Source organism: Arthrobacter sp. Y3221048 (genome assembly GCF_059092685.1).
In genome coordinates, this window is record NZ_JBNHHX010000006.1 from 76611 (window position 1) to 98119 (window position 21509).

At 69.4% G+C, this 21509-nt stretch carries 19 protein-coding genes; 18 read left to right on the top strand and 1 reads right to left on the bottom strand.

The window, feature by feature from the left end; all coding sequences use genetic code 11:
- Positions 1–28: 28 nt before the first annotated feature.
- From aroC to AC5RVS_RS16315, 18 genes are all read left to right on the top strand, one after another.
- Positions 29–1228, top strand: coding sequence for a chorismate synthase (gene aroC, locus AC5RVS_RS16230; RefSeq protein ID WP_494108902.1), 1200 nt, complete (start codon positions 29–31; stop codon positions 1226–1228).
- Positions 1228–1770, top strand: a complete 543-nt coding sequence (locus AC5RVS_RS16235) for a shikimate kinase (RefSeq protein WP_494108903.1) — start codon at positions 1228–1230, stop codon at positions 1768–1770. Before aroC ends, AC5RVS_RS16235 begins: the two co-directional genes overlap by 1 nt.
- Complete coding sequence (gene aroB, locus AC5RVS_RS16240; RefSeq protein WP_494108904.1) at positions 1767–2864, top strand: 3-dehydroquinate synthase; 1098 nt, start codon at positions 1767–1769, stop codon at positions 2862–2864. The genes AC5RVS_RS16235 and aroB overlap by 4 nt, the downstream gene beginning before the upstream one ends.
- Before the next feature lie 122 nt (positions 2865–2986).
- Entirely contained in the window at positions 2987–3550 is a 564-nt protein-coding gene (gene efp / locus AC5RVS_RS16245; RefSeq protein WP_493987129.1) for an elongation factor P, read from the top strand.
- Complete coding sequence (gene nusB / locus AC5RVS_RS16250) at positions 3550–3969, top strand: transcription antitermination factor NusB (protein ID WP_493987130.1); 420 nt, start codon at positions 3550–3552, stop codon at positions 3967–3969. Before efp ends, nusB begins: the two co-directional genes overlap by 1 nt.
- A gap of 277 nt (positions 3970–4246) precedes the next feature.
- Positions 4247–4843, top strand: a complete 597-nt coding sequence (gene pyrR / locus AC5RVS_RS16255; RefSeq protein WP_494108905.1) for a bifunctional pyr operon transcriptional regulator/uracil phosphoribosyltransferase PyrR — start codon at positions 4247–4249, stop codon at positions 4841–4843.
- The gene (locus AC5RVS_RS16260) at positions 4840–5844 is read left to right on the top strand and encodes an aspartate carbamoyltransferase catalytic subunit (RefSeq protein ID WP_494108906.1); all 1005 of its coding nucleotides are present in this window, start codon (positions 4840–4842) and stop codon (positions 5842–5844) included. The genes pyrR and AC5RVS_RS16260 overlap by 4 nt, the downstream gene beginning before the upstream one ends.
- A complete protein-coding gene (locus AC5RVS_RS16265) occupies positions 5841–7169 on the top strand; it encodes a dihydroorotase (protein WP_494108907.1) in 1329 nt (442 codons plus the stop codon). Before AC5RVS_RS16260 ends, AC5RVS_RS16265 begins: the two co-directional genes overlap by 4 nt.
- A gap of 1 nt (position 7170) precedes the next feature.
- Positions 7171–7671 carry a PH-like domain-containing protein gene (locus AC5RVS_RS16270; RefSeq protein ID WP_494108908.1) on the top strand — a complete coding sequence of 167 codons (501 nt, stop codon included), beginning with the start codon at positions 7171–7173 and terminating at the stop codon, positions 7669–7671.
- 8 nt (positions 7672–7679) lie between these two features.
- The gene (carA, locus tag AC5RVS_RS16275; protein ID WP_493987135.1) at positions 7680–8885 is read left to right on the top strand and encodes a glutamine-hydrolyzing carbamoyl-phosphate synthase small subunit; all 1206 of its coding nucleotides are present in this window, start codon (positions 7680–7682) and stop codon (positions 8883–8885) included.
- Positions 8885–12184 carry a carbamoyl-phosphate synthase large subunit gene (gene carB, locus AC5RVS_RS16280; RefSeq protein WP_494108909.1) on the top strand — a complete coding sequence of 1100 codons (3300 nt, stop codon included), beginning with the start codon at positions 8885–8887 and terminating at the stop codon, positions 12182–12184. Before carA ends, carB begins: the two co-directional genes overlap by 1 nt.
- Positions 12177–13052, top strand: a complete 876-nt coding sequence (gene pyrF / locus AC5RVS_RS16285; protein WP_494108910.1) for an orotidine-5'-phosphate decarboxylase — start codon at positions 12177–12179, stop codon at positions 13050–13052. The genes carB and pyrF overlap by 8 nt, the downstream gene beginning before the upstream one ends.
- 154 nt (positions 13053–13206) lie before the next feature.
- Complete coding sequence (mihF, locus tag AC5RVS_RS16290) at positions 13207–13524, top strand: integration host factor, actinobacterial type (protein ID WP_494108911.1); 318 nt, start codon at positions 13207–13209, stop codon at positions 13522–13524.
- Positions 13525–13536: 12 nt separating this feature from the next.
- A complete protein-coding gene (gmk, locus tag AC5RVS_RS16295) occupies positions 13537–14109 on the top strand; it encodes a guanylate kinase (protein ID WP_494108912.1) in 573 nt (190 codons plus the stop codon).
- A 42-nt stretch (positions 14110–14151) separates the two neighbouring features.
- Positions 14152–14415: a DNA-directed RNA polymerase subunit omega gene (gene rpoZ, locus AC5RVS_RS16300; RefSeq protein WP_493977538.1), complete on the top strand. Its 264-nt coding sequence runs from the start codon at positions 14152–14154 to the stop codon at positions 14413–14415.
- A gap of 24 nt (positions 14416–14439) precedes the next feature.
- Positions 14440–15720, top strand: coding sequence for a bifunctional phosphopantothenoylcysteine decarboxylase/phosphopantothenate synthase (locus tag AC5RVS_RS16305; RefSeq protein WP_494108913.1), 1281 nt, complete (start codon positions 14440–14442; stop codon positions 15718–15720).
- 198 nt (positions 15721–15918) lie between these two features.
- Positions 15919–17124, top strand: coding sequence for a methionine adenosyltransferase (metK, locus tag AC5RVS_RS16310; protein WP_493987141.1), 1206 nt, complete (start codon positions 15919–15921; stop codon positions 17122–17124).
- A gap of 5 nt (positions 17125–17129) precedes the next feature.
- Positions 17130–19382 (top strand): primosomal protein N', encoded by a 2253-nt coding sequence (locus AC5RVS_RS16315; protein WP_494108914.1) that lies wholly within the window; start codon positions 17130–17132, stop codon positions 19380–19382.
- Here AC5RVS_RS16315 and AC5RVS_RS16320 read toward each other — a convergent pair.
- A complete protein-coding gene (locus AC5RVS_RS16320; protein ID WP_494108915.1) occupies positions 19304–21049 on the bottom strand; it encodes an HNH endonuclease in 1746 nt (581 codons plus the stop codon). The genes AC5RVS_RS16315 and AC5RVS_RS16320 overlap by 79 nt on opposite strands.
- Positions 21050–21509: the final 460 nt, after the last annotated feature.

Sequence of the window (21509 nt, forward strand, 5' to 3'; positions counted from 1 at the left end):
CCCGCCGATGCATGGCAGTATTGAATCCATGTTGCGTTGGTTAACCGCCGGTGAATCCCATGGTCCGGCCCTGGTAGGAATTATCGAAGGCGTCCCTGCCGGCGTCGAACTGACCGCAGCCGAGGTCCAGGATGCCCTGGCCCGGCGGCGCCTTGGCTACGGCCGCGGTGCCCGGATGAAGTTCGAAAAGGACGAGGTCACCCTGGTGGGCGGCGTCCGCCACGGCCTGACCCAGGGCGGCCCGGTGGCCATCGAGGTCGCCAACACCGAATGGCCCAAGTGGGAAACCGTCATGTCCGCCGATCCGGTCGATCCGGCCGCACTGGAGGACCTGGCCCGCAACGCCCCCCTTACCCGGCCCCGGCCGGGCCACGCCGACTTCACCGGCATGCAGAAGTACGGCTTCGACGAAGCCCGCCCCGTGCTGGAACGTGCCAGCGCCCGGGAGACGGCGGCGCGGGTGGCCCTGGGAACCGTCGCCGCGAAATTCCTCGCCGCGCTGGGCATCCGGCTGGTCAGCCACACCACCGCGGTCGGTCGGGTCTCCGTTCCTGAAGGCCGCCCGGTTCCCGGGCCGGGCGATGTCCTGGCGCTGGACGAAGATCCGCTGCGCTGCTTCGACGCGGAGACGTCCGGGGCCATGGTGCTGGAAGTGGACCAGGCGCACAAGGACGGCGAAACCCTGGGCGGCGTGGTCGAGGTACTGGCCTACGGCCTGCCGCCGGGACTGGGCAGCTACGTGCACTGGGACCGCCGGCTGGACGCCCGCCTGGCCGCCGCCTTGATGGGGATCCAGGCGATCAAGGGCGTCGAGGTCGGCGACGGCTTCCTCACCGCCGCCCGCCGCGGATCGGAAGCCCATGACGAAATCGTCCGCGACGAGAACGGCACCATCGTGCGGGCCAGCAACCGGGCGGGCGGCATCGAGGGCGGCATGAGCATCGGCGAAACGCTGCGCGTCCGCGCGGCCATGAAGCCGATCGCCACGGTGCCCCGCGCGCTGTCCACCATCGATGTCACCACCGGAGAGCCAGCCAAGGCCCACCACCAGCGTTCGGATGTCTGCGCGGTGCCGGCGTCCGGCGTCGTCGCCGAAGCCATGGTGGCCCTGGTGCTGGCCGAGGCCGTGACCGAGAAGTTCGGCGGCGACTCCGTGCGCGAGACGGCACGCAACCTCCAGTCCTACCTGGCAGCGATCCCGGAGTCGCTGGATTCGATCGGCCGCTAGTGGCAGCCGGGCAGCCGATCAAGCTGCGGCGACACCTGGTCCTGATCGGCCCGATGGCGTCCGGCAAGTCGACGCTGGGCAGCCAGTTCGCCAGTCGGCACGGCCTCGCTTTTGCCGACAGCGACAAGCGGCTCGTCGAACGGCACGGGCCGATTACCGCCATCTTCACCTCGATGGGCGAGCACGCCTTCCGCGAGCTCGAGGCCCGCGAAGTGGCGGCGCTGCTCGCCGCGGGCAAGCCGCCGGCGGTGGTGTCCCTGGGCGGCGGCGCCATCCTGGACACCGGCACGCAGCAGCTGCTGGCCGACTGCACCGTGGTTTTCCTGGACATCGACGTGGACACCGTGCGGCCGCGCATCATCAAGGACACCGGCCGGCCGCTGCTGGCCGGCGACCCCGTGGGCCGCTGGATCGAAACCTTCGGGCAACGCCGGCCGGTCTACGAGCGACTGGCCGACCTGGTGCTGGACACCCGCGGCAAGACACAGCAGCAACTGCTGGCCGAACTGAGACAACTGCTTGATGAAAGGCACGAACAGTGAGCAACACCGCCGAGGCAACCACCATCCCGGTCACCGGGAACACGCCCCAGGAAGCGTACGACGTCGTCGTCGGCCATTCGCTGCTGGGCCGCCTGCCGCAGGTGCTGGGGGAGCGGGTCCGGAAGGTCCTGGTGATCCACCCTCGGGCGCTGCGTGCCACCGGCGACGCGGTGCGCGAGGACCTGGCCTCCAACGGGCTGGAGGCGCTGACCGCCGAAATTCCGGACGCCGAGGAGGGCAAACACATCCAGGTGGCCTCGTTCTGCTGGCAGGTGCTGGGCCAGAACGACTTCACCCGCTCGGACGCCATCGTGGCCGTGGGCGGCGGGGCGGTCACCGACGTGGCCGGCTTCGTGGCCGCCACCTGGCTGCGCGGCGTCAAGGTGGTGCACATCCCCACCAGCCTGCTGGGCATGGTGGACGCCGCGGTGGGCGGCAAGACCGGCATTAACACCGCCGAGGGCAAGAACCTGGTGGGCGCGTTCCACCCGCCGGCCGCCGTGCTGGCCGACCTGGACGCGCTGCAGACACTGCCGCCCAACGAACTGGTCACCGGCCTGGCCGAAGCCGTCAAGTGCGGGTTCATCGCCGACCCTGCCATCCTGGAGGTGATCGAGGCCGATCCCAAGGCCGCGAGCACCGCCGGCACGCCGCAGCTGCGGGAGATCATCGAACGGTCCATCCGGGTCAAGGCCGCAATAGTCTCCACCGACCTGCGCGAGTCGGGACGCCGCGAGTTCCTGAACTACGGGCACACCCTCGGCCACGCCATCGAGCTGGCCGAGCGCTACCAGATGCGCCACGGCGCGGCCGTCTCGATCGGGCTGGCCTTCGCGGCCGAGCTGTCCCGAATGGTGGGCCGGCTGGACGACGCCACCGCCGACCGGCACCAGGCGATCCTGACGTCGCTCGGACTGCCCGTTACCTACCGCCGCGACCGCTGGGCCGCGCTGCTGGACGGGATGAAGCGGGACAAGAAGGCCCGCGGCGACCTGCTGCGGTTCGTGGTGCTGGACGGCCTGGCCAAGCCCGGGATCCTGGAAGTGCCGGACACCTCGCTGCTGTTCGCCGCCTACCAGGAGATCGCCGAGTAGCCCCGGCCGCCGCCGCCGCCTTCGGGCGGCAACCCGCCAGCAGGTAGAATGTCTGCTGGACTTCGCTCCGGGCCGGGCGGACTTTCCGCCCGCGGCCCGCCATCATCGACGAAAGTGAAACTGTGGCCACAACCAACGACATCAAGAACGGCACCGTGCTGAAGCTGGACGGCCAGCTGTGGAACGTCATTGAGTTCCAGCACGTGAAGCCGGGCAAGGGCGGTGCGTTCGTGCGCACCAAGATCAAGAATGTCGTCAGCGGCAAGATCCAGGACAAGACGTTCAACGCCGGCCTGAAGATCGAAACCGCCACGGTTGACCGCCGCGATTACACCTACCTGTACAAGGACGGCGACGACTTCGTCTTCATGGACGTGCAGGACTACGACCAGGTCACCGTCCCCGGTCCCGTGGTCGGCGACGACGAGAGCTTCCTGCTGGAAAACATCAAGGTCAACATCGCCATGCACGACGGCATCCCGCTTTACATCGAGCTGCCCGCCTCCGTGGTCATGGAGATCACCTACACCGAGCCCGGCCTGCAGGGCGACCGTTCCACCGGCGGCACCAAGCCCGCCACGGTGGAGACCGGCTACCAGATCCAGGTTCCGCTGTTCCTGGAGACCGGCACCAAGGTCAAGGTCGACACCCGCACCGGCGACTACCTGGGACGAGTCAACGACTAGTGAGTGCTCCCACTTCTGCCCGCGGCAAGGCCCGCCGCAGGGCCGTCGACGTCCTCTTTGAAGCCGAGCAGCGCGGCGTGTCCGCCGCCGAGGCGCTGGCCGGGCGGGGCAAGACCGACCAGGTGATCAACCCCTACACCGCGCAGATCGTGGAGGGTGTCGCCGCGCTCCAGCCGACCATCGACGAGTTCCTGGCCACCTACGCCCAGGGCTGGACACTGGAACGGATGCCCGCGGTGGACCGCATTATCCTGCGGGTCGGCTCCTGGGAACTGCTCTACAACGACGACGTCCCCGACGGCGTAGCGGTCAGCGAGGCCGTGGAACTGGCCAAGACGCTGTCGACCGACGAGTCGCCGTCCTTCGTCAACGGACTCCTGGGCCGGCTGCAGCAGCTCAAGCCCACGCTCCTGGCCTGACTCCGGCCTCACAGCCACCATCCCCACGCGCGACGGCGGGTGCCCCCTGCGGCGTCCGCCGTCGCCGCGCGTTGGCCACCACCCCCTGCCTGCGCGGGTGAGTTTGGCGCTGCGCGAGTGGGCTTCGGCCCTGCGCGGGTGAGCTTGCGCACATCGTCCGCGGATCGCCGTCGCACAGCCGTCACGAACGCTTCATGCCGACCCGGCCGTGGTAATTTTGAGGGCGCAAGCAACCTTTAAATTCCGTCCAGTGAGGCGGGGAAGGAGGCGGCAACAGATGAACACGGACTCCCCGGTGCAGCAGCCGGCATCGTCGCGCGTTGTACTTGCCGAAGCGGACATCAACCGCGCATTGACCCGTATCGCCCACGAGATCCTCGAGGCGAACAAGGGCCCCAAGGACCTTGTCCTGCTGGGTATCCCGCGCCGCGGCTACCCGCTGGCCCGGCGGCTGGCCGCCAAGATTGCCGCCGCCGACCCTTCCGTCGCCGCCGAAGAAATCATCGGCCAGCTCGACGTGACCATGTTCCGCGACGACCTGCGCCGCCATCCCACGCGTTCCCCGCTGCCCACCCAGCTGCCGGCCGACGGCATCGACGACAAGGTCGTGGTACTGGTCGACGACGTGCTCTATTCCGGGCGCACCATCCGCGCCGCCCTGGACGCCCTGGTGGATCTGGGCCGGCCGAGGATTGTGCGGCTGGCCGTCCTGGTGGACCGCGGGCACCGCGAGCTGCCGATCCGCGCCGACCACGTCGGCAAGAACCTCCCTACCTCCTCGAAGGAGAAGGTCCGGGTCCGGCTGGCGGAAACCGACACCAACAACGGCGCGCCGGCGACCGACGAAGTAGTGATCGAGGACGTCAGCGCATGAAACACCTGCTCTCCACCGCCGACCTGGCGAAGCAGGACGCGGTGCGGATCCTGGACACTGCCGAGGAGATGTCCGCCGTCTCCCAGCGCGAGGTCAAGAAACTGCCCGTGCTGCGCGGCCGCACCGTGGTCAACCTCTTCTTCGAGGACTCCACCCGCACCCGCATTTCCTTCGAGGCGGCCGCCAAGCGGCTGTCGGCCGACGTCATCAACTTTGCCGCCAAGGGGTCGTCGGTCTCCAAGGGCGAATCGCTCAAGGACACCGCCCAGACCCTGGAAGCGATGGGCGCCGACGCCGTCGTCATCCGGCACTGGGCCTCCGGGGCCCCGGCGCGGCTGGCCGGTTCGGGCTGGATCGACGCCGCCGTGGTGAACGCCGGCGACGGCACCCACGAACACCCCACCCAGGCGCTGCTGGACGCGTTCACGCTGCGGCGCACCTGGGCCAGGCTCACGGGCATCCCGTCGACGGGGAGCGACTTGGCCGGCATGAAGGTGGCCATCGTCGGGGACATCCTGCACTCCCGGGTGGCCCGCTCCAACCTGTGGCTCCTGCGCACCCTCGGCGCCGAGGTCACCATGGTCGCCCCGCCGACGCTGCTGCCGGTGGGCAGCCGCCAGTGGCCGTGCACGATCAGCTACGACCTGGACGCCACGCTGGCCGAGGGCACGGACGCCGTCATGATGCTGCGCGTGCAGGGGGAGCGGATGAACGCCGCCTACTTCCCGTCCACGCAGGAGTATTCGCGCCGCTGGGGGTTCGACGACCGCCGCCTGGCGGCGCTGGACGCCTCCGGCCGCGCCGGCACCATCATCATGCACCCCGGCCCGATGAACCGCGGGCTGGAAATCTCATCGGCGGCAGCCGACTCGCCGCGGTCCACCGTGCTGGACCAGGTACGCAACGGTGTCGCCGTGCGGATGGCCGCGCTCTACCTGTTGCTCTCCGGGGGCACCGAATCCGCCGCCCCCGCACCCACCGCCACCCAGGAGGCCAAGTGACCGAGTCCAGCGAAACCACCTACCTGATCCGCGGGGCTTCGCTGACCGGCGGGGAGCGCGCCGACCTGCTGCTCCGCGGCGGGAGAATCGTGGAGGCGGGCACCGCCCTGAGCGCGGCCGGCGCCGTCGACATCGACGCCGACGGGCTGATCGCGTTGCCGGGCATGGTTGACCTGCACACCCATTTGCGCGAACCGGGCCGCGAGGACGCGGAGACGGTGGAGACCGGCAGCCGGGCGGCGGCCCTGGGCGGCTTCACCGCGGTGCACGCCATGGCCAACTCGACGCCGGTCGCTGACACCGCCGGCGTGGTCGAACAGGTGTACACGCTGGGCCGGACCGCCGGCTGGGCGGACGTCCGCCCGGTGGGCGCCGTGACCGTGGGCCTGGCCGGCGAACGGCTCGCCGAGCTCGGCGCGATGGCCGACTCCCGTGCCCGCGTCCGGGTCTTCTCCGACGACGGCATCTGCGTTTCGGACCCGGTGCTGATGCGCCGCGCGCTGGAGTACGTCAAGGCGTTCGACGGCGTGATCGCCCAGCACGCCCAGGAGCCGCGGCTGACCGACGGTGCACAGATGAACGAGGGAACCGTGTCGGCGGTGCTGGGCATGACCGGATGGCCCGCCGTCGCGGAGGAGAGCATCATCGCCCGCGACGTGCTCCTGGCGCAGCACGTGGACTCCCGCCTGCACGTCTGCCACGTCTCCACGGCCGGATCGGTGGAGCTCATCCGCTGGGCCAAGGCCCGCGGGATCAAGGTCACCGCCGAGGTCACGCCGCACCACCTGTGGCTGACCGACGAACTGGTCCGCAGCTACGACCCGGTCTACAAGGTCAACCCGCCGCTGCGCACGGACGAGGACGTGCAGGCCCTGCGCGCCGGCCTGGCCGACAGGACCATCGACGTCATCGGCACCGACCACGCGCCGCACCCCTCCGAGGCGAAGGAGTGCGAATGGGCCCAGGCAGCCATGGGCATGACCGGGCTGGAGACAGCGCTGTCCGTCGTGCAGCACACCATGATCGAAACCGGCCTGATCGACTGGGCCGACTTCGCCCGGATCACCTCCGCCATGCCGGCCCGCATCGGCCGGCTGGCCGGGCAGGGCCAACCGCTGGCGGCCGGATCGGCCGCCAACATCACCCTGGTGGACCCCGCGGCCCGCTGGACGGTGGACCCCTCCGCGATGGCCACCAAGGGCAGGAACTCGCCGTTCGCCGGCCGGGAGCTGCCCGGCCGCGTGGTCGCCACGTTCCTCAACGGGCACCCCACCGTGCTGGACGGCGCCCTGAACACCCCGGCACGCCCGGCAGGGGAGGCCTGACATGGACCAGATCCAGGCCGGCCTGGTGATGCTCGCCGTCGCCCTCGTGCTCATGGCGCTGGTGGCCGTCGGCTGGCGCAACCGGCTCAAGCGGCAGCGGGACATCGCGCCGCTGCCGCAGGTCCCGGCGGACACCGCCAACCCGACCGGCTACTACGAAGGCATGTACGTGGTCACGACGACGGCGGGGGACTGGCTGGACCGCGTCGCCGTCCACGGCCTCGGCATCCGGACCAAGGCGTCACTGCGGACCTATCCGCACGGCGTGCTGATCGAGCGACCCGGCTCCACGGACCTCTACATTCCGGCCGGAAGCATCTCCGATGTCCGGACCGAGAGCGGCATGGTGGGCAAGTTCGTGGAGTCCGAGGGCCTGGCCGTGATCACGTGGAAGCTGGGGGAGCGCGAGGTCGACACGGCCTTCCGCACCCGGCAGGCCGCCGAGAAACAACCGCTGCTCGCGCAGCTGCAGACATACCTACCCGCCGTACAGGAAGACTAGGACACATCGTGAGCGCAGAAACAACTTTCCTCTCCGCACCGGCGCTGCTGGTGCTCGAAGACGGCCGGACCTTCCGCGGCCGCAGCTACGGCGCCCAGGGCACCGCGCTGGGCGAGGCGGTCTTTTCCACCGGCATGACCGGCTACCAGGAGACCATCACCGACCCGTCCTACGCCCGCCAGCTGGTGGTGCAGACCGCGCCCCACATCGGCAACACCGGGGTGAACGACGACGACGCGGAATCCCGCAAGATCTGGGTGGCCGGCTACGTGGTCCGCGACCCGGCCCGCCGGCCCTCCAACTGGCGCTCCGAGCGCAGCCTGGACGACGAACTGGTCAACCAGGGCATCGTGGGCATCCAGGGCGTGGACACCCGCGCGCTGACCCGCCACCTGCGCGAGCGCGGCGCGATGAAGGCCGGCATCTTCTCCGGCGACGCGGCCGCCCGCCCCGCGGCGGAGCTGCTGGCCGAGGTCGCCGCGCAGCCGGCGATGGAAGGCGCCCGGCTCGCCGAAGAGGTCAGCGTCACGGAAGCCTACGTCGTCGAACCGGCCGACCACGGCTGGGAAGGTGAGCCGCGGTTCACGGTCGCCGCCCTCGACCTGGGCATCAAGGCCATGACCCCCGTCCGGTTCGCCGAGCGCGGGATCCGGGTGCACGTGCTGCCCGCCACCGCCAGCTTCGAAGACATCCAGGCCGTCTCGCCCGACGGCATGTTCATGTCCAACGGGCCCGGCGACCCGGCCACGGCCGACCGCCAGGTGCTGCTGCTGCGCAAGGTGCTCGACGCCGGCCTGCCGTTCTTCGGCATCTGCTTCGGCAACCAGATCCTGGGCCGCGCCCTGGGCTTCGGCACCTACAAACTGCGCTACGGCCATCGCGGCATCAACGTGCCGGTGATGGACCGGCGCACCGGAAAGGTCGAGATCACCTCGCAGAACCACGGCTTCGCCGTCGACGCCCCGCTGGACGGGCCCACGCTGGCCCCGGAGGAACGCTTCGGCCGGGTCGAAGTCAGCCACGTCTGCCTGAACGACGACGTCGTCGAGGGCCTGAACTGCCTGGACATCCCCGCCTTCTCCGTCCAGTACCACCCGGAGGCGGCCGCCGGGCCACACGATGCGGCGCCCCTGTTCGACCGATTTACCGACCTGATGAACTCCCGCCGAACCCAGACCGGAACCGCTTCCGAGACGACGAAGGAAAGCAAGTAATGCCCAAGAGAGAAGATCTGAAGTCCGTCCTGGTCATCGGTTCCGGTCCCATCGTGATCGGACAGGCGGCCGAATTCGACTACTCCGGCACGCAGGCGCTGCGGGTGCTGAAGGAGGAGGGCCTGCGGGTCATCCTGGTCAACTCGAATCCGGCCACCATCATGACGGACCCCGAGTTCGCCGATGCCACCTACGTGGAGCCGATCACCCCGGAGGTGGTCGAAAAGATCATCGCCAAGGAGCGCCCGGACGCCCTGCTGCCCACCCTGGGCGGCCAGACGGCCCTGAATACCGCGATAGCGCTGGACAAGAACGGCGTGCTGGACAAGTACAACGTTGAGCTGATCGGCGCCAACATCGCCGCCATCGAACTCGGCGAGGACCGGGAGAAGTTCAAGGGCGTGGTGGAGCGCTGCGGCGCCGAATCCGCCAAGTCCGTGATCGTGCACTCGATGGACGAAGCCTTTGCCGCGGCCGAGGAGCTGGGCTACCCGATGGTGGTGCGCCCGTCCTTCACCATGGGTGGCCTCGGCTCCGGCATGGCCTACAACGCGGACGACCTGCGCCGGATCGCCGGCGCCGGCATCCAGTACAGCCCCACCAGCGAGGTGCTGCTCGAAGAGAGCATCCTGGGCTGGAAGGAATACGAGCTCGAGATGATGCGCGACAAGAACGACAACGTCGTGGTCGTGTGCTCGATCGAGAACTTCGATCCGGTGGGCGTGCACACCGGCGACTCCATCACGGTGGCCCCGGCCATGACGCTGACCGACCGCGAGTTCCAGAAGCTGCGCGACATCTCCATCGCGGTGATCCGCGAAGTCGGCGTCGATACCGGCGGCTGCAACATCCAGTTCGCCATCGAACCGGACACCGGCCGCGTCGTGGTGATCGAAATGAACCCGCGCGTGTCCCGGTCCTCGGCGCTGGCTTCCAAGGCCACCGGTTTCGCGATCGCCAAGATCGCCACCAAGCTGTCGCTCGGGTACACGCTGGACGAGATCCCCAACGACATCACGCAGCAGACCCCGGCCGCCTTCGAACCGACGCTGGACTACGTCGTCGTCAAGGTCCCGCGTTTCGCGTTCGAGAAGTTCCCGGCCGCCGACCCGACGCTGACCACCACTATGAAGTCCGTGGGCGAGGCGATGGCCATCGGCCGCAACTTCACCGAGGCGCTGCAGAAGGCGCTGCGGTCGCTGGAGCAGAAGGGCTCGCAGCTCGAGTTCGACCCGGTCAACGACTATGACGTGCCCGAACTGCTGGCCAAGTCCAGGGTCGGGTCCACCGAGCGGCTCTCGATGGTGCAGCGGGCGCTGCTCGGCGGTGCCACGGTCGAGCAGGTCTTCGAAGCCACGGCGATCGACCCGTGGTTCCTGGACCAGCTGCAGCTGATCAACGAGGTGGCCACCGAAATCCGCCGCGCGCCGGCACTGACCGAGGACATCCTGCGGCTGGCCAAGCGGCACGGCTTCTCCGATGAACAGATCGGCAAGCTGAGCCACACCAGCGAGGCAGTGGTCCGCGGGGTCCGCCACGCGCTGGGCATCCGCCCGGTGTTCAAGACGGTGGACACCTGCGCCGCCGAATTCGCCGCCTACACCCCGTACCACTACTCGTCCTACGACGAGGAGGACGAGGTCGAGCTGCACGCGAAGCCGTCCGTGATCATCCTCGGCTCCGGCCCCAACCGGATCGGCCAGGGCATTGAGTTCGACTACTCCTGCGTCCACGCCACCATGGCGCTGCGCAAGGCCGGGCACGAGACGGTCATGATCAACTGCAACCCGGAGACCGTCTCCACCGACTACGACATCTCCAACCGCCTGTACTTCGAGCCGCTCACGCTCGAGGACGTGCTGGAGGTCATCGCGGCGGAGGAGCGCACCGGCGGCGTGCTCGGCGTGTTCGTGCAACTGGGCGGCCAGACGCCGCTGAAGCTGGCCCAGGCGCTGGCCGACGCCGGCATCCCGATCCTCGGCACCTCGCCGGAAGCCATCGACCTGGCCGAGCACCGCGGCGCGTTCCAACGCGTGCTGGATTCGGCCGGCCTGATCGCCCCGAAGAACGGCACCGCCGTGTCCTTCGAGGAAGCGAAGAAGATCGCCGACGAGATCGGCTACCCCGTGCTGGTCCGCCCGTCGTATGTGCTGGGCGGGCGCGGCATGGAGATCGTCTACGACGAGGCCAACCTGTCGCGCTACATCGCCAACGCCACCGAGATCACCCCGGACCACCCGGTGCTGGTGGACCGCTTCCTGGAAGACGCGATCGAGATCGACGTCGATGCCCTCTACGACGGCAAGGACCTCTACGTCGGCGGCATCATGGAGCACATCGAGGAGGCCGGGATCCACTCCGGCGACTCCGCCTGTGTGCTGCCGCCGATCACCCTGGGCGCCGACGTCCTGGACCGGGTGCGCAACGCCACCGCCGCCATCGCCGAGGGCGTGGGGGTGCGCGGCCTGATCAACATCCAGTTCGCGCTGGCCGCCGACGTGCTCTATGTGATTGAGGCCAACCCGCGAGCTTCCCGCACCGTCCCGTTCGTCTCCAAGGCCACCGGCGTGCAGCTGGCCAAGGCCGCGGCGCTGATCGGTACCGGCGTTGACATCGCCATGCTGCGCAGCGTCTACAAGGTGCTGCCGGAGACCGGCGACGGTTCCCGGCTGCCGCTGGAGGCGCCTGTCGCCGTGAAGGAGGCGGTGCTTCCGTTCAGCCGCTTCCGCACGCCCGAAGGCACCGTGGTCGACTCGCTGCTCGGCCCGGAGATGCGCTCCACCGGCGAGGTCATGGGCATCGACAAGTACTTCGACACGGCCTTCGCCAAGAGCCAGGCCGCGGCCGGCAGCGCGCTGCCGACGTCCGGCAAGGTGTTCGTCTCGGTGGCCAACCGCGACAAGCGCTCCATCATCATGCCCGTGAAGCTGCTGGTGGACCTGGGCTTCGAAATCCTCTCCACCGGCGGCACGGCCGAAGTGCTGCGCCGCAACGGCATCCAGTCCACCACCGTGCGCAAGATCGCCGAAGGGCGCTCCGACGAGGGCGAGGGCACCATCGTCGACCTCATCGCCGAAGGCCGCATCGGGCTGATCCTCAACACCCCGTCCGGCGGCCAGGCCCGCGGCGACGGCTACGAGATCCGCGCTGCGGCGACGTCGGTGGGAACGCCGATCATCACCACGGTGTCCGAGTTCGGTGCCGCCATCCAGGCCATCGAAGCGATGCGCCAGTACGAGTGGGACGTCACAAGCCTGCAGGAACACGCGGAGAACCTGAAGGCCGCCTTCCATGCCTGAGCCGCACGACCGGCCGCAGCCCGCCACCTTCGGGCGGCGGCTGCGGGCGGCAATGGAGGCCCGCGGGCCTTTGTGCGTGGGCATCGACCCGCACCCGCCGCTGCTCTCCGCCTGGGGACTGAACGACGACGCCGGAGGGCTGGAACGCTTCTCCCTCACCGTGCTGGACGCGGTGGGGGAGCAGGCTGCCGCCCTCAAGCCCCAGGTGGCACTGTACGAACGGCACGGTTCGGCCGGCCTGGCGGTGCTGGAGAAGCTGCTGGCGGCCGCGGCCCAGGCCGGTGCCCTGACGATCGCCGACGCCAAGCGCGGCGACATCGGCTCCACCATGGCGGCCTACGCAGACGCTTGGCTGCGGGACGGCTCGGCGCTGGCGGCCGACGCCGTGACGCTCAGCCCCTACCTCGGGTATGGATCGCTGCGGCCCGCGCTGGATATGGCCGCGGCAACGGGCCGGGGAGTGTTCGTGCTGGCGCTGACCTCCAACCCGGAGGGCGCCAGCGTGCAGCACGTCGGCGGCGCCGAGTCCGTGGCCGCCCGGATCGCGGAAGCGGCGGCCGCCGACAACGCGGAGGCCGGCCGCGCCGGCGAGCTGGGCTCCGTCGGCCTGGTGGTCGGCGCCACGGTCCGGGCCGAGGTGATGGAACGGCTCGGGTTGGACCTGGCGGCGGTCAACGGGCCGCTGCTGGCCCCCGGGCTGGGCGCACAGGGTGCCACCGGCGCGGACATCGCGGCGGCCTTCGGCTCCGCCGTCGGGAATGTCCTGGCCACCTCCAGCCGGGACATCCTCCAGGCCGGCCCGGACACCGCCGCCTTGCGCGGGGCCGCGGACCGCACCCTGGCGGGTTTGTCGGGCCTCGTGGGCTGAGCAGCGGCCGGGCTGGCCCGTCTAACCTCCCGTGCCGAACAGCCGGGCGTGGCGGCGGCCCTGAGCCGCGGTGTTGCGGTTCTGGTAAGTTCAATTCATGCCCAAAGTGCCCGCCCGGCATCTTGTCCGAGGGGCCGGATTGTCTGGAGGAGCTGTGGGTCTTCGACCGCTGACGGAGAGCGAACGCACCACCGCCCGGCTGAAAGCGACGGCCGCCCGGGTCGAACGCGCGGAAATCAAGGCCAAAGTGAAATCCGGCGTCATGACCGTGGCCGAGGTGATTGAGGCGGCCGCGTCGATGGAATCGGTCGGCCGGCTGCGCGTGGCCGAACTGCTCGAATCGTTGCCGGGCATCGGACCGGTCCGCGCCGCCGCCATCATGGAGAGCGTCCGCATTGCGCCCAGCCGCCGGCTGCGCGGGCTCGGCATCCACCAGCGGCGGGCCCTGATAGACCACTTGAAATCCCAGTAACAGATGGAAGATATGTCCGACAAACCCCGCCTGACCGTTCTCGCCGGCCCCACGGCCGTCGGCAAGGGCACCGTTTCCACCTATATCCGCGACAACTACCCCGACGTCTGGCTGTCGGTATCCGCCACCACCCGCGAACCGCGGCCCGGTGAGCAGGACGGAGTCCACTACTTTTTCGTCGGCCCCGAAGAGTTCGATCGGCTGGTGGCCGCCGGCGACATGCTCGAGTGGGCCCTGGTGCACGGCCGGAACCGCTACGGGACGCTGCGGCGCACCGTGGAGGAAGCCATGGCGGACGGCAAATCCGTGCTCTTGGAGATCGACCTGCAGGGCGCCCGGCAGGTCAAGGAGTCCATGCCGGATGCCACGTTCGTGTTTTTGGCCCCGCCGAGCTGGGAGGAAATGGTCCGCCGACTGGTGGGCCGCGGCACGGAAACACCCGAAGAACAGCAGCGCCGGCTGGAAACCGCTAAACTAGAACTTGCTGCCGAGCCCGAGTTCGATTTCACCGTCGTTAACGACGATGTCCAGCGGGCGGCAGACGAGCTCGTTTCATTGATGGGACTTGTCCCGCACCCGCGCTGAGCGGGTCCAGAAGAACACGTCCCGGAACCCATTGGAGATTTAGTGTCGACCAACCTCGAAGGCATCATCAACCCGCCGATCGACTCCCTGCTGGAAGCAACGGATTCGAAGTACGCGCTGGTGATTTACGGTGCCAAGCGTGCCCGCCAGATCAACGCCTACTACTCGCAGCTGCACGAAGGCCTGTTCGAGTATGTCGGCCCGCTGGTGGACACCAAGCTGAACGAGAAGCCGCTGTCCATCGCACTGCGCGAAATCAACGAGGGCCTGCTGGTCAGCAAGCCCGTCGAAAAGGCCGCAGAGTAACCAGCGTCTAACACCGGGGCAGGCATGCGGATCATTTTGGGCGTGGGCGGCGGCATCGCCGCCTACAAGTCGGCATCCCTGCTTCGGTTGTTTAAGGAAGCCGGCCACGAGGTGACGGTCATCCCGACCGACGCCGCCGAAAAGTTCGTGGGCCGCGCCACCTGGGAAGCCCTCTCCGGCAACCCGGTGAGCAACAGCGTTTTCGATGCCGTCGAGTCGGTCAACCACGTCCGCCTCGGACAGGAAGCCGACCTCGTGGTCGTGTGCCCGGCCACCGCGGATCTGTTGGCACGCGCAGCCGCCGGCCTGGCCGGCGACCTGCTCACCAACACGCTGCTGGTGGCCACCGCGCCGGTGGTCTTTGTGCCGGCCATGCACACCGAAATGTGGCAGCACCCGGCCACCGCGGCGAACGTGGCCACGCTGCGCAGCCGGGGCACCACGGTGATGGACCCGGCCGTAGGCCGCCTGACCGGCAAGGACACCGGCCCCGGCCGGCTGCCCGAACCGGCGGAAATCTACGATTTCATCGCCGCAGGCCTCGCCGACGGAACGTTAAAACCCCGGACGACGGCGGAGGCTGGCTGGGCGCCGGACTCGGCCGTGCCCGGGCTCGCGGCTCCGGAACCCGGTCCGCTGGCCGGGAAGCGGGTCCTGGTCACTGCCGGCGGCACCCGCGAACCGCTGGACCCCGTGCGCTTCCTGGGCAACCGGTCCTCCGGCAAGCAGGGCGTGGCACTGGCCCGCGCCGCTGCGGCTGCGGGAGCGGAGGTCGAACTGATCGCCGCCCACCTTGAGGTGGAAATTCCGGACGGGATCAAGTCCAGCTCGGTGGAAACCGCCTTGGACCTGCGCGAGGCGACGCTCGAAGCGGCGGCGCGCTCCGACGTCGTGATCATGGCAGCCGCCGTGGCGGATTTCCGGCCGGCGGAAGTGACCGATACCAAGATCAAGAAGCGCGACGACGCCGACGACCCGGTGATTACGCTGGTGCGGAATCCGGACATCCTGGTGGAGGTCGTGCAGCAGCGCGGCTCCGGCGAGGCGCCGCTGATCGTCGGTTTCGCGGCGGAAACCGGCGACGACCGCGGGGACGTGCTCGACTACGCGCGCAGCAAGCTCGAACGGAAGGGCTGCGACCTGCTGGTGCTCAACCGCGTGGGCCGCGACCTGGTGTTCGGCCAGGATGACACCGAGATCACGGTGCTGGCACGCAGCGAAGTCGAACCGCAGACCCACCGCGGCAGCAAAGACAGTGCGGCGGCCGTGATCATTGAGCGCATTACCGCCGAACTCTCCGGCTGAGGCTGACTCCGGGCTGACGCTGGCACCGGGCGGCCGCTGCTTCTGCCTGTGGGGGAGCGCGAGGGCGCCGTCTCCCTCGTGCCGCGGGAACCGGGCCGCCCGTGACCCCGTGTGTACTACTGTTTCGCTCCATGACCGGGCCTTTGGGGCCGCGTCTACAGTTCCGTGGCGGTCCCCGCCAGCAAGTAAGGTATGTCTGTGACTTCTTCTGACAGCAATCTGCGGCTCTTCACGTCCGAGTCCGTGACCGAAGGCCATCCGGACAAGATCTGTGACCAGATTTCCGACGCCATCCTCGACGCCCTGCTGCGCGAGGATCCCGAGTCGCGGGTAGCCGTAGAGACGCTGACGACGACCGGTCTGGTACATGTGGCCGGCGAGGTCACCACGCAGGGCTACGTGGAGATCCCGCAGATCGTCCGGGATACCATCCTGGAGATTGGCTACAACTCCTCGGACAAGGGGTTTGACGGTGCGCGGTGCGGGGTCTCGGTTTCCATCGGCCAGCAGTCGCCGGAGATCGCCTCCGGGGTCTTCAACTCCTTTGAAACCCGCGAGGGGACAAGCATCGACGCGCGTGACGCCCAGGGCGCCGGCGACCAGGGCATCATGTTCGGCTATGCCAGCGACGAGACCGACGTCTTGATGCCCGCCCCGATCTGGCTCGCGCACCGGCTGTCCGAGCGTTTGACCGAGGTGCGGAAGGACGGGACGCTCCCGTATCTGCGGCCGGACGGCAAGACGCAGGTGACCGTCGGCTACGACGGCGACAAGCCGGTGTCCGTCAACTCGGTCGTGATTTCCAGCCAGCATGAAGGCGGCGTGGACCTGGCACATCTGCGGGCCGACCTCGCCTCGCGCGTGATCGAGCCGGTGCTGGCGGCCAGCTCCCTGGACGCCACCAACGTGCGCTACATCCTCAATCCGGGCGGTGACTTTGTGATCGGCGGGCCGGTGGGCGACGCCGGGCTGACCGGACGCAAGATCATCGTGGATACCTACGGCGGCATGGCCCGTCACGGCGGCGGCGCATTTTCCGGCAAGGATCCGTCCAAGGTGGACCGTTCCGCCGCCTACGCCATGCGCTGGGTGGCCAAGAACGTGGTGGCCGCCGGACTGGCCCGGCGCGCGGAGATCCAGATCGCGTACGCCATCGGGATGGCGCATCCGGTCGGCATCTACGTGGAAACTTTCGGAACCGAGACCGTTGATCCGGCGCGCATTGCCCAGGCGATCGAGGAAGTCTTCGACCTGCGTCCGCTGGGCATCATCGACGACCTGGAGCTCAAGCGGCCCATTTACAAGCAGACCGCGGCACACGGCCATTTCGGCCGTGAACATGCCGACTTCACCTGGGAGCGGACCGACCGGGCGGACGCACTGCGCAGCTACTTCAACGCCTGAGCCTGATGGGCTCTGATCCGCACCAGCTGAGCCTGCTGCAGGGCTTCGGTGCCCCCAAGCAGGCGCCGGGCACCTCGCCGGCGGCGGCGACCGATCCGGTGGCCCGGGTGCTGATCGAAACGGCGTTGCCGCATCTGGACCGGATCTTCGATTACCTGGTGCCGGAGCATTTGGACGCCGACGCTGTTCCCGGCGCGCGGGTCAAGGCCCGGTTCGGCGGCCAGGAAATGAGCGGGTACATCACCCGCCGCACGTCCGAGGTGCCGGAAGGGGTCAAGCTGGCCCCGTTGGCCAAGGTGGTTTCCGCGCAGCCGGTGCTGACCGAGGAGCTGCTCCGGCTGGCCACGTCGGTGGCCGAGCGCTACGCCGGAAACGTCAGCGACGTACTGCGCGCCGCCATCCCACCCCGCGTCGCCAAAGTGGACAAGGAATTCGCTGCCCGGGAGACGGGCGCGGCGGCAGCGGAGGCCAAGCCGGCCGCGGATACCCACCCGGCTACCACCGCCGCCACGGATGCTAAGGATGCTGCCGCCCCTTCGGTTACCACCGCTGCTACGGATGCTGCCGCCCCTTCGGTTACCACCGCCGCTACGGAAGCCGCAGCCCCTTCGGTTACTGCCGCTGCCACGGCTACCACCGCCCCTCCGGCTACCACCGCTGCTACTGCTGGCCCGGCAGCTACGGCTGAGGCGGAGCAAGCCTTCGCCGGTTATGAAGACGCCGGCGTCTTTCTGGCCCAGCTGGCGTCGGGCGCCGCTCCGCGGGCCGTTTTGGCCAGCCACAAGTCCTACGGCCCCGCTTCGTGGGCAGCCCAAGTTGCGCACGCCGTGGCGAGCGTACGGCAGAGCGGCCGCGGCGCCGTCGTCGTTGTTCCGGACGCCAAGGACCTGGCCCGGCTGGAAGCCGAATTGGAGCGAGTCCTTGGCACGGACCAGTTTGTCCGCCTGACTGCCGAGGACGGGCCGACGCCGCGCTACCGGAACTACCTGCGGTTGCTGCATGGCGAGGTATCCGTGGCCGTCGGGACGCGCTCGGCCGCCTTCGCCCCGGTGCAGGATCTGGGCCTGGTGGCCATGTGGGACGACGGCGATGACCTGCTGCTGGAGCAGCGTTCCCCCTACCAGCATGCCCGCGAGGTGTTGTTGCTGCGCACGGCGCAGGCCGGCTGCGCGGCCCTGTTCGCCGGGGTCTCGCGCAGCGGCGAAGCACAGCGGTTGGTCGAGACCGGCTGGGCGTCGGCGCTCACGCCCGCCCGGCCCTTCCTGCGCCAGGCGACTCCGCGCATCCTCAACACCGCGGATTCGTTCCAACAGGAACGCGATCCCATGCTGCGCCATGCCCGTTTGCCGCAGGCCGCTTGGCGGGCCGCCAAGGAAGGCCTGGAACGCGGACCGGTGCTGGTGCAGGTGGCGCGGACCGGCTTCTCACCTGCCCTTGCCTGCCAGGACTGCCGCACGCCCGCCAGATGCACCGACTGTAACGGGCCGCTGGCGCAGCCGGGCCGCGCGGCGGCTCCGGCTTGCCGGTGGTGCGGTCGGTTGGCCGCGAACTATTCCTGTCCCGAATGCGGATCGCACAGGCTCCGTGCCTCTGCGGTCGGGGCCCTGCGTACCGCAGAGGAACTGGGACGTGCGTTCCCGGGGGCGACGGTCGTGTCTTCTTCGGGGGAACACATCAAGTCTGTGGTCGAGTCAAGGAAAGCCCTGGTGGTCGCAACACCGGGAGCCGAGCCTGTGGCGCCCGGTGGCTACGCGGCCGCGTTGCTGCTGGATGGCAATGCCATGCTCAGCCGAGAGTCCCTTCGCGCACCCGAAGACGTGCTGCGCCGATGGTTCCGCGCGGCGTCGCTGGTGCAGCCGGCGTCGGAAGGGGGGCTGGTGGTAGTCACCGCCGACCAGGATGCCGTTGTGGCGCCCTTGGTTCGGTGGGACCCCGCTGGCGCCGCAGCCAGGGAGATGCAGTTGCGACGTGAGCTTCAGCTTCCCCCGGCCGTGAGGATCGCCGCCCTGACCGGGAAGCCCTCAGGCATTGAAGCTTTCATGGCGGACTTTGAGCTTAGCGGCAGCCTTCGCAGCGTCGGCCCCGTTGAGCTGCCGGCCCGATCGGGGGAGAGCAGCGAGCACCGCCTGCTGCTGTTCTTCAGCTATCAGGATGGAGCGCGCGTGACCGCTGCGCTCCGTCACCGCAAGGCGGCGCTGTCCGCCAAACGCGTCCCCGACCCGGTACAGGTGCGCTGCGACGGGACCGACCTGCTATAACCTTCCGGGTGCGCCGTCCGGTGCCATGCGAGGGGCGCTCGGGCTCCATCTGTACCGGGCGGCGGCGTGCCGGGTAGTGGTGGTGGTGTGGAGGTGTAGGTGTGTCCGGTGGGGGTGGTGGTTTCGATCGTGTGGTGTGGTCCTTCGAGGGGGCGGCTGGACCAGCCTTCGGCTTCTTTTGACTGGTTGCATTGCTCGCACAGTCCCTGGCCGTTGGCCATGGTCGTTTTGCCGCCTTGTGACCAGGGCACGATGTGGTCGATGTGCCGGATCGGGGCGTCGCACCAGGGCCTGCCGCAGACGGCGTCGCGGGCGAGGATCATCCGGCGCATCCCGTCGGGGAACTTCCGCGCGGCCGAGTCCATCCCCAGCAGCTGTCCGGTCCCGGGGGCGGTGTAGAGGCGGCGGACCCAGATGTCCTCCACGGTGCCCTGTGTCAGCACTTTGGTGCGGTGGGCCTGCTCGCGGGCTGTCTTCCAGCCCGGCTCGGTCCCGGCCGGCGGCGCCTTCTGCCCCATCCCGCCCGGCGGGCTGCAGGCGCCGAAGGGCGGGCTGCCACCGTGTGGTGCTGCCGCCGGTAACCCGCTGTCCTCGCGACCCGCGCCGGCAGCGGTGCGGCCGGGCGGGCTGGCTTCGGTGCTGGCTTCGGGTGTGTGTGCCGTTGCCGGCGGTTGGTGCGGCGACCGGGTGAGGTGGCGGGCGTAGTGGGCCGGGACGATGCCGTAGCCGGTCAGCCAGGCCGGTTCGGCCTCGCCCTGGAGCAGAGTGCGGTCGGTCATCACCAGTTGGATTTCCAGCCGGGCCGGGTCGGCGGTGCTGCGGCCGGTGACGCGTTCGAACACGGTGTCGGCCATCATCTGGCCGCGGGACCGGGGGTCGCCGCTGTTGCGCAGCCGGTCCGCTTCCCGGTGCAGGGCGGCCATCACCGCCACGCCCTGGATTACCGGCAGCAGGGTCCGGACCGAGACCATGGTGTCCGGCTCCGGGCGGGAGGAAACGTGCCGGTCCGCTTCGGCCTGCGCCGCCCGGTCCACCACCGAGCGGGGCTCGAGCCGGTAGGCGAGGCGTTTGGCTTCGGCCCGCAGTGCCCGGTTCCCGAGGCCGTGCAGCCGCTCCGGGTTCCGGGCCAGTTCCCGGTCCACGCGGGCGCGGTGCTCCGGGGTCAGGCAGACGGTTTCCTGGGCCAGGATCTCGGCCCGGTATTCGTTCAGGTGCCCCGCGGCCAGGGCGGCCAGGGTGTGCGGCATCTGCCCGACCAGGGTCCGGGACAGGTTCAGCAGGACCGCGGCCCGGTGCGGGGACTCGCGCCGGGCCAACCCGATCTGGGCCGCCACACCGGCGCCCTGCCGGTCTTTGGGGATCCCAGCGGCGGCACGGCGGGCACGCACGGATTTCTCCAGCGCGACCTGAACCCTGGCCTGCGCCGCCGCGGCGGCAGCCTTCAGCCCCTCCAGCGCCGTGAGCTCTTCCACCAACTCCCGGTCCGGCGCCTCCAGATCGATGCCCTCCAAGGCAGCGGCGGCGGCGCGAACGGCGGCAGACCCGACCGGACCCGAGGCCGGCCCGGCGTCCCGCCTTGAAGCGCTGCCGGCAGCCGGTGCTGCGGCAGGCCGGGCCGGGGCAGACGGTCCTGCGGCGGGAGGTTCGGATACTGCCGGATCAAACATCTCAGCGTCTCAATCTTCAGCATGCGTACTGCATGGCCTCGACTACGAGCGGTCACGAACCCTGAACGGATCCGCGGACGCCACCGGCAAACCCACGACCCGGCGGCCAACGTTGGTGCTGAACTGCTACTGAAAACAGACTATGCGCCGCCACTGACAGTTTCAGAGGATGCAGCAACCGCCACTTCGGAGGAGGCAGCAAAAACCGCCACTTCCGAGGAGGCAAAACCGCCACTTCCGGGGGACGCAGCATCCGTGCCGGTGCCAGCTGCATGGCAACCGTGGCGCGCCCCTGACCGAATGCGGCACGGGCGGACGATCGCCGTGGAGTGGCCCGACCGGATGCGGCCACGTCAGGAGGACATCCACCCCAGCAGCTCCACCGGCTTGCAAGGCCGCCGCGTCAGCACCCCGGATCTAGCCGGCCTGTCCGGCCCCTAGGCGAGGTCCCGGCCCTACT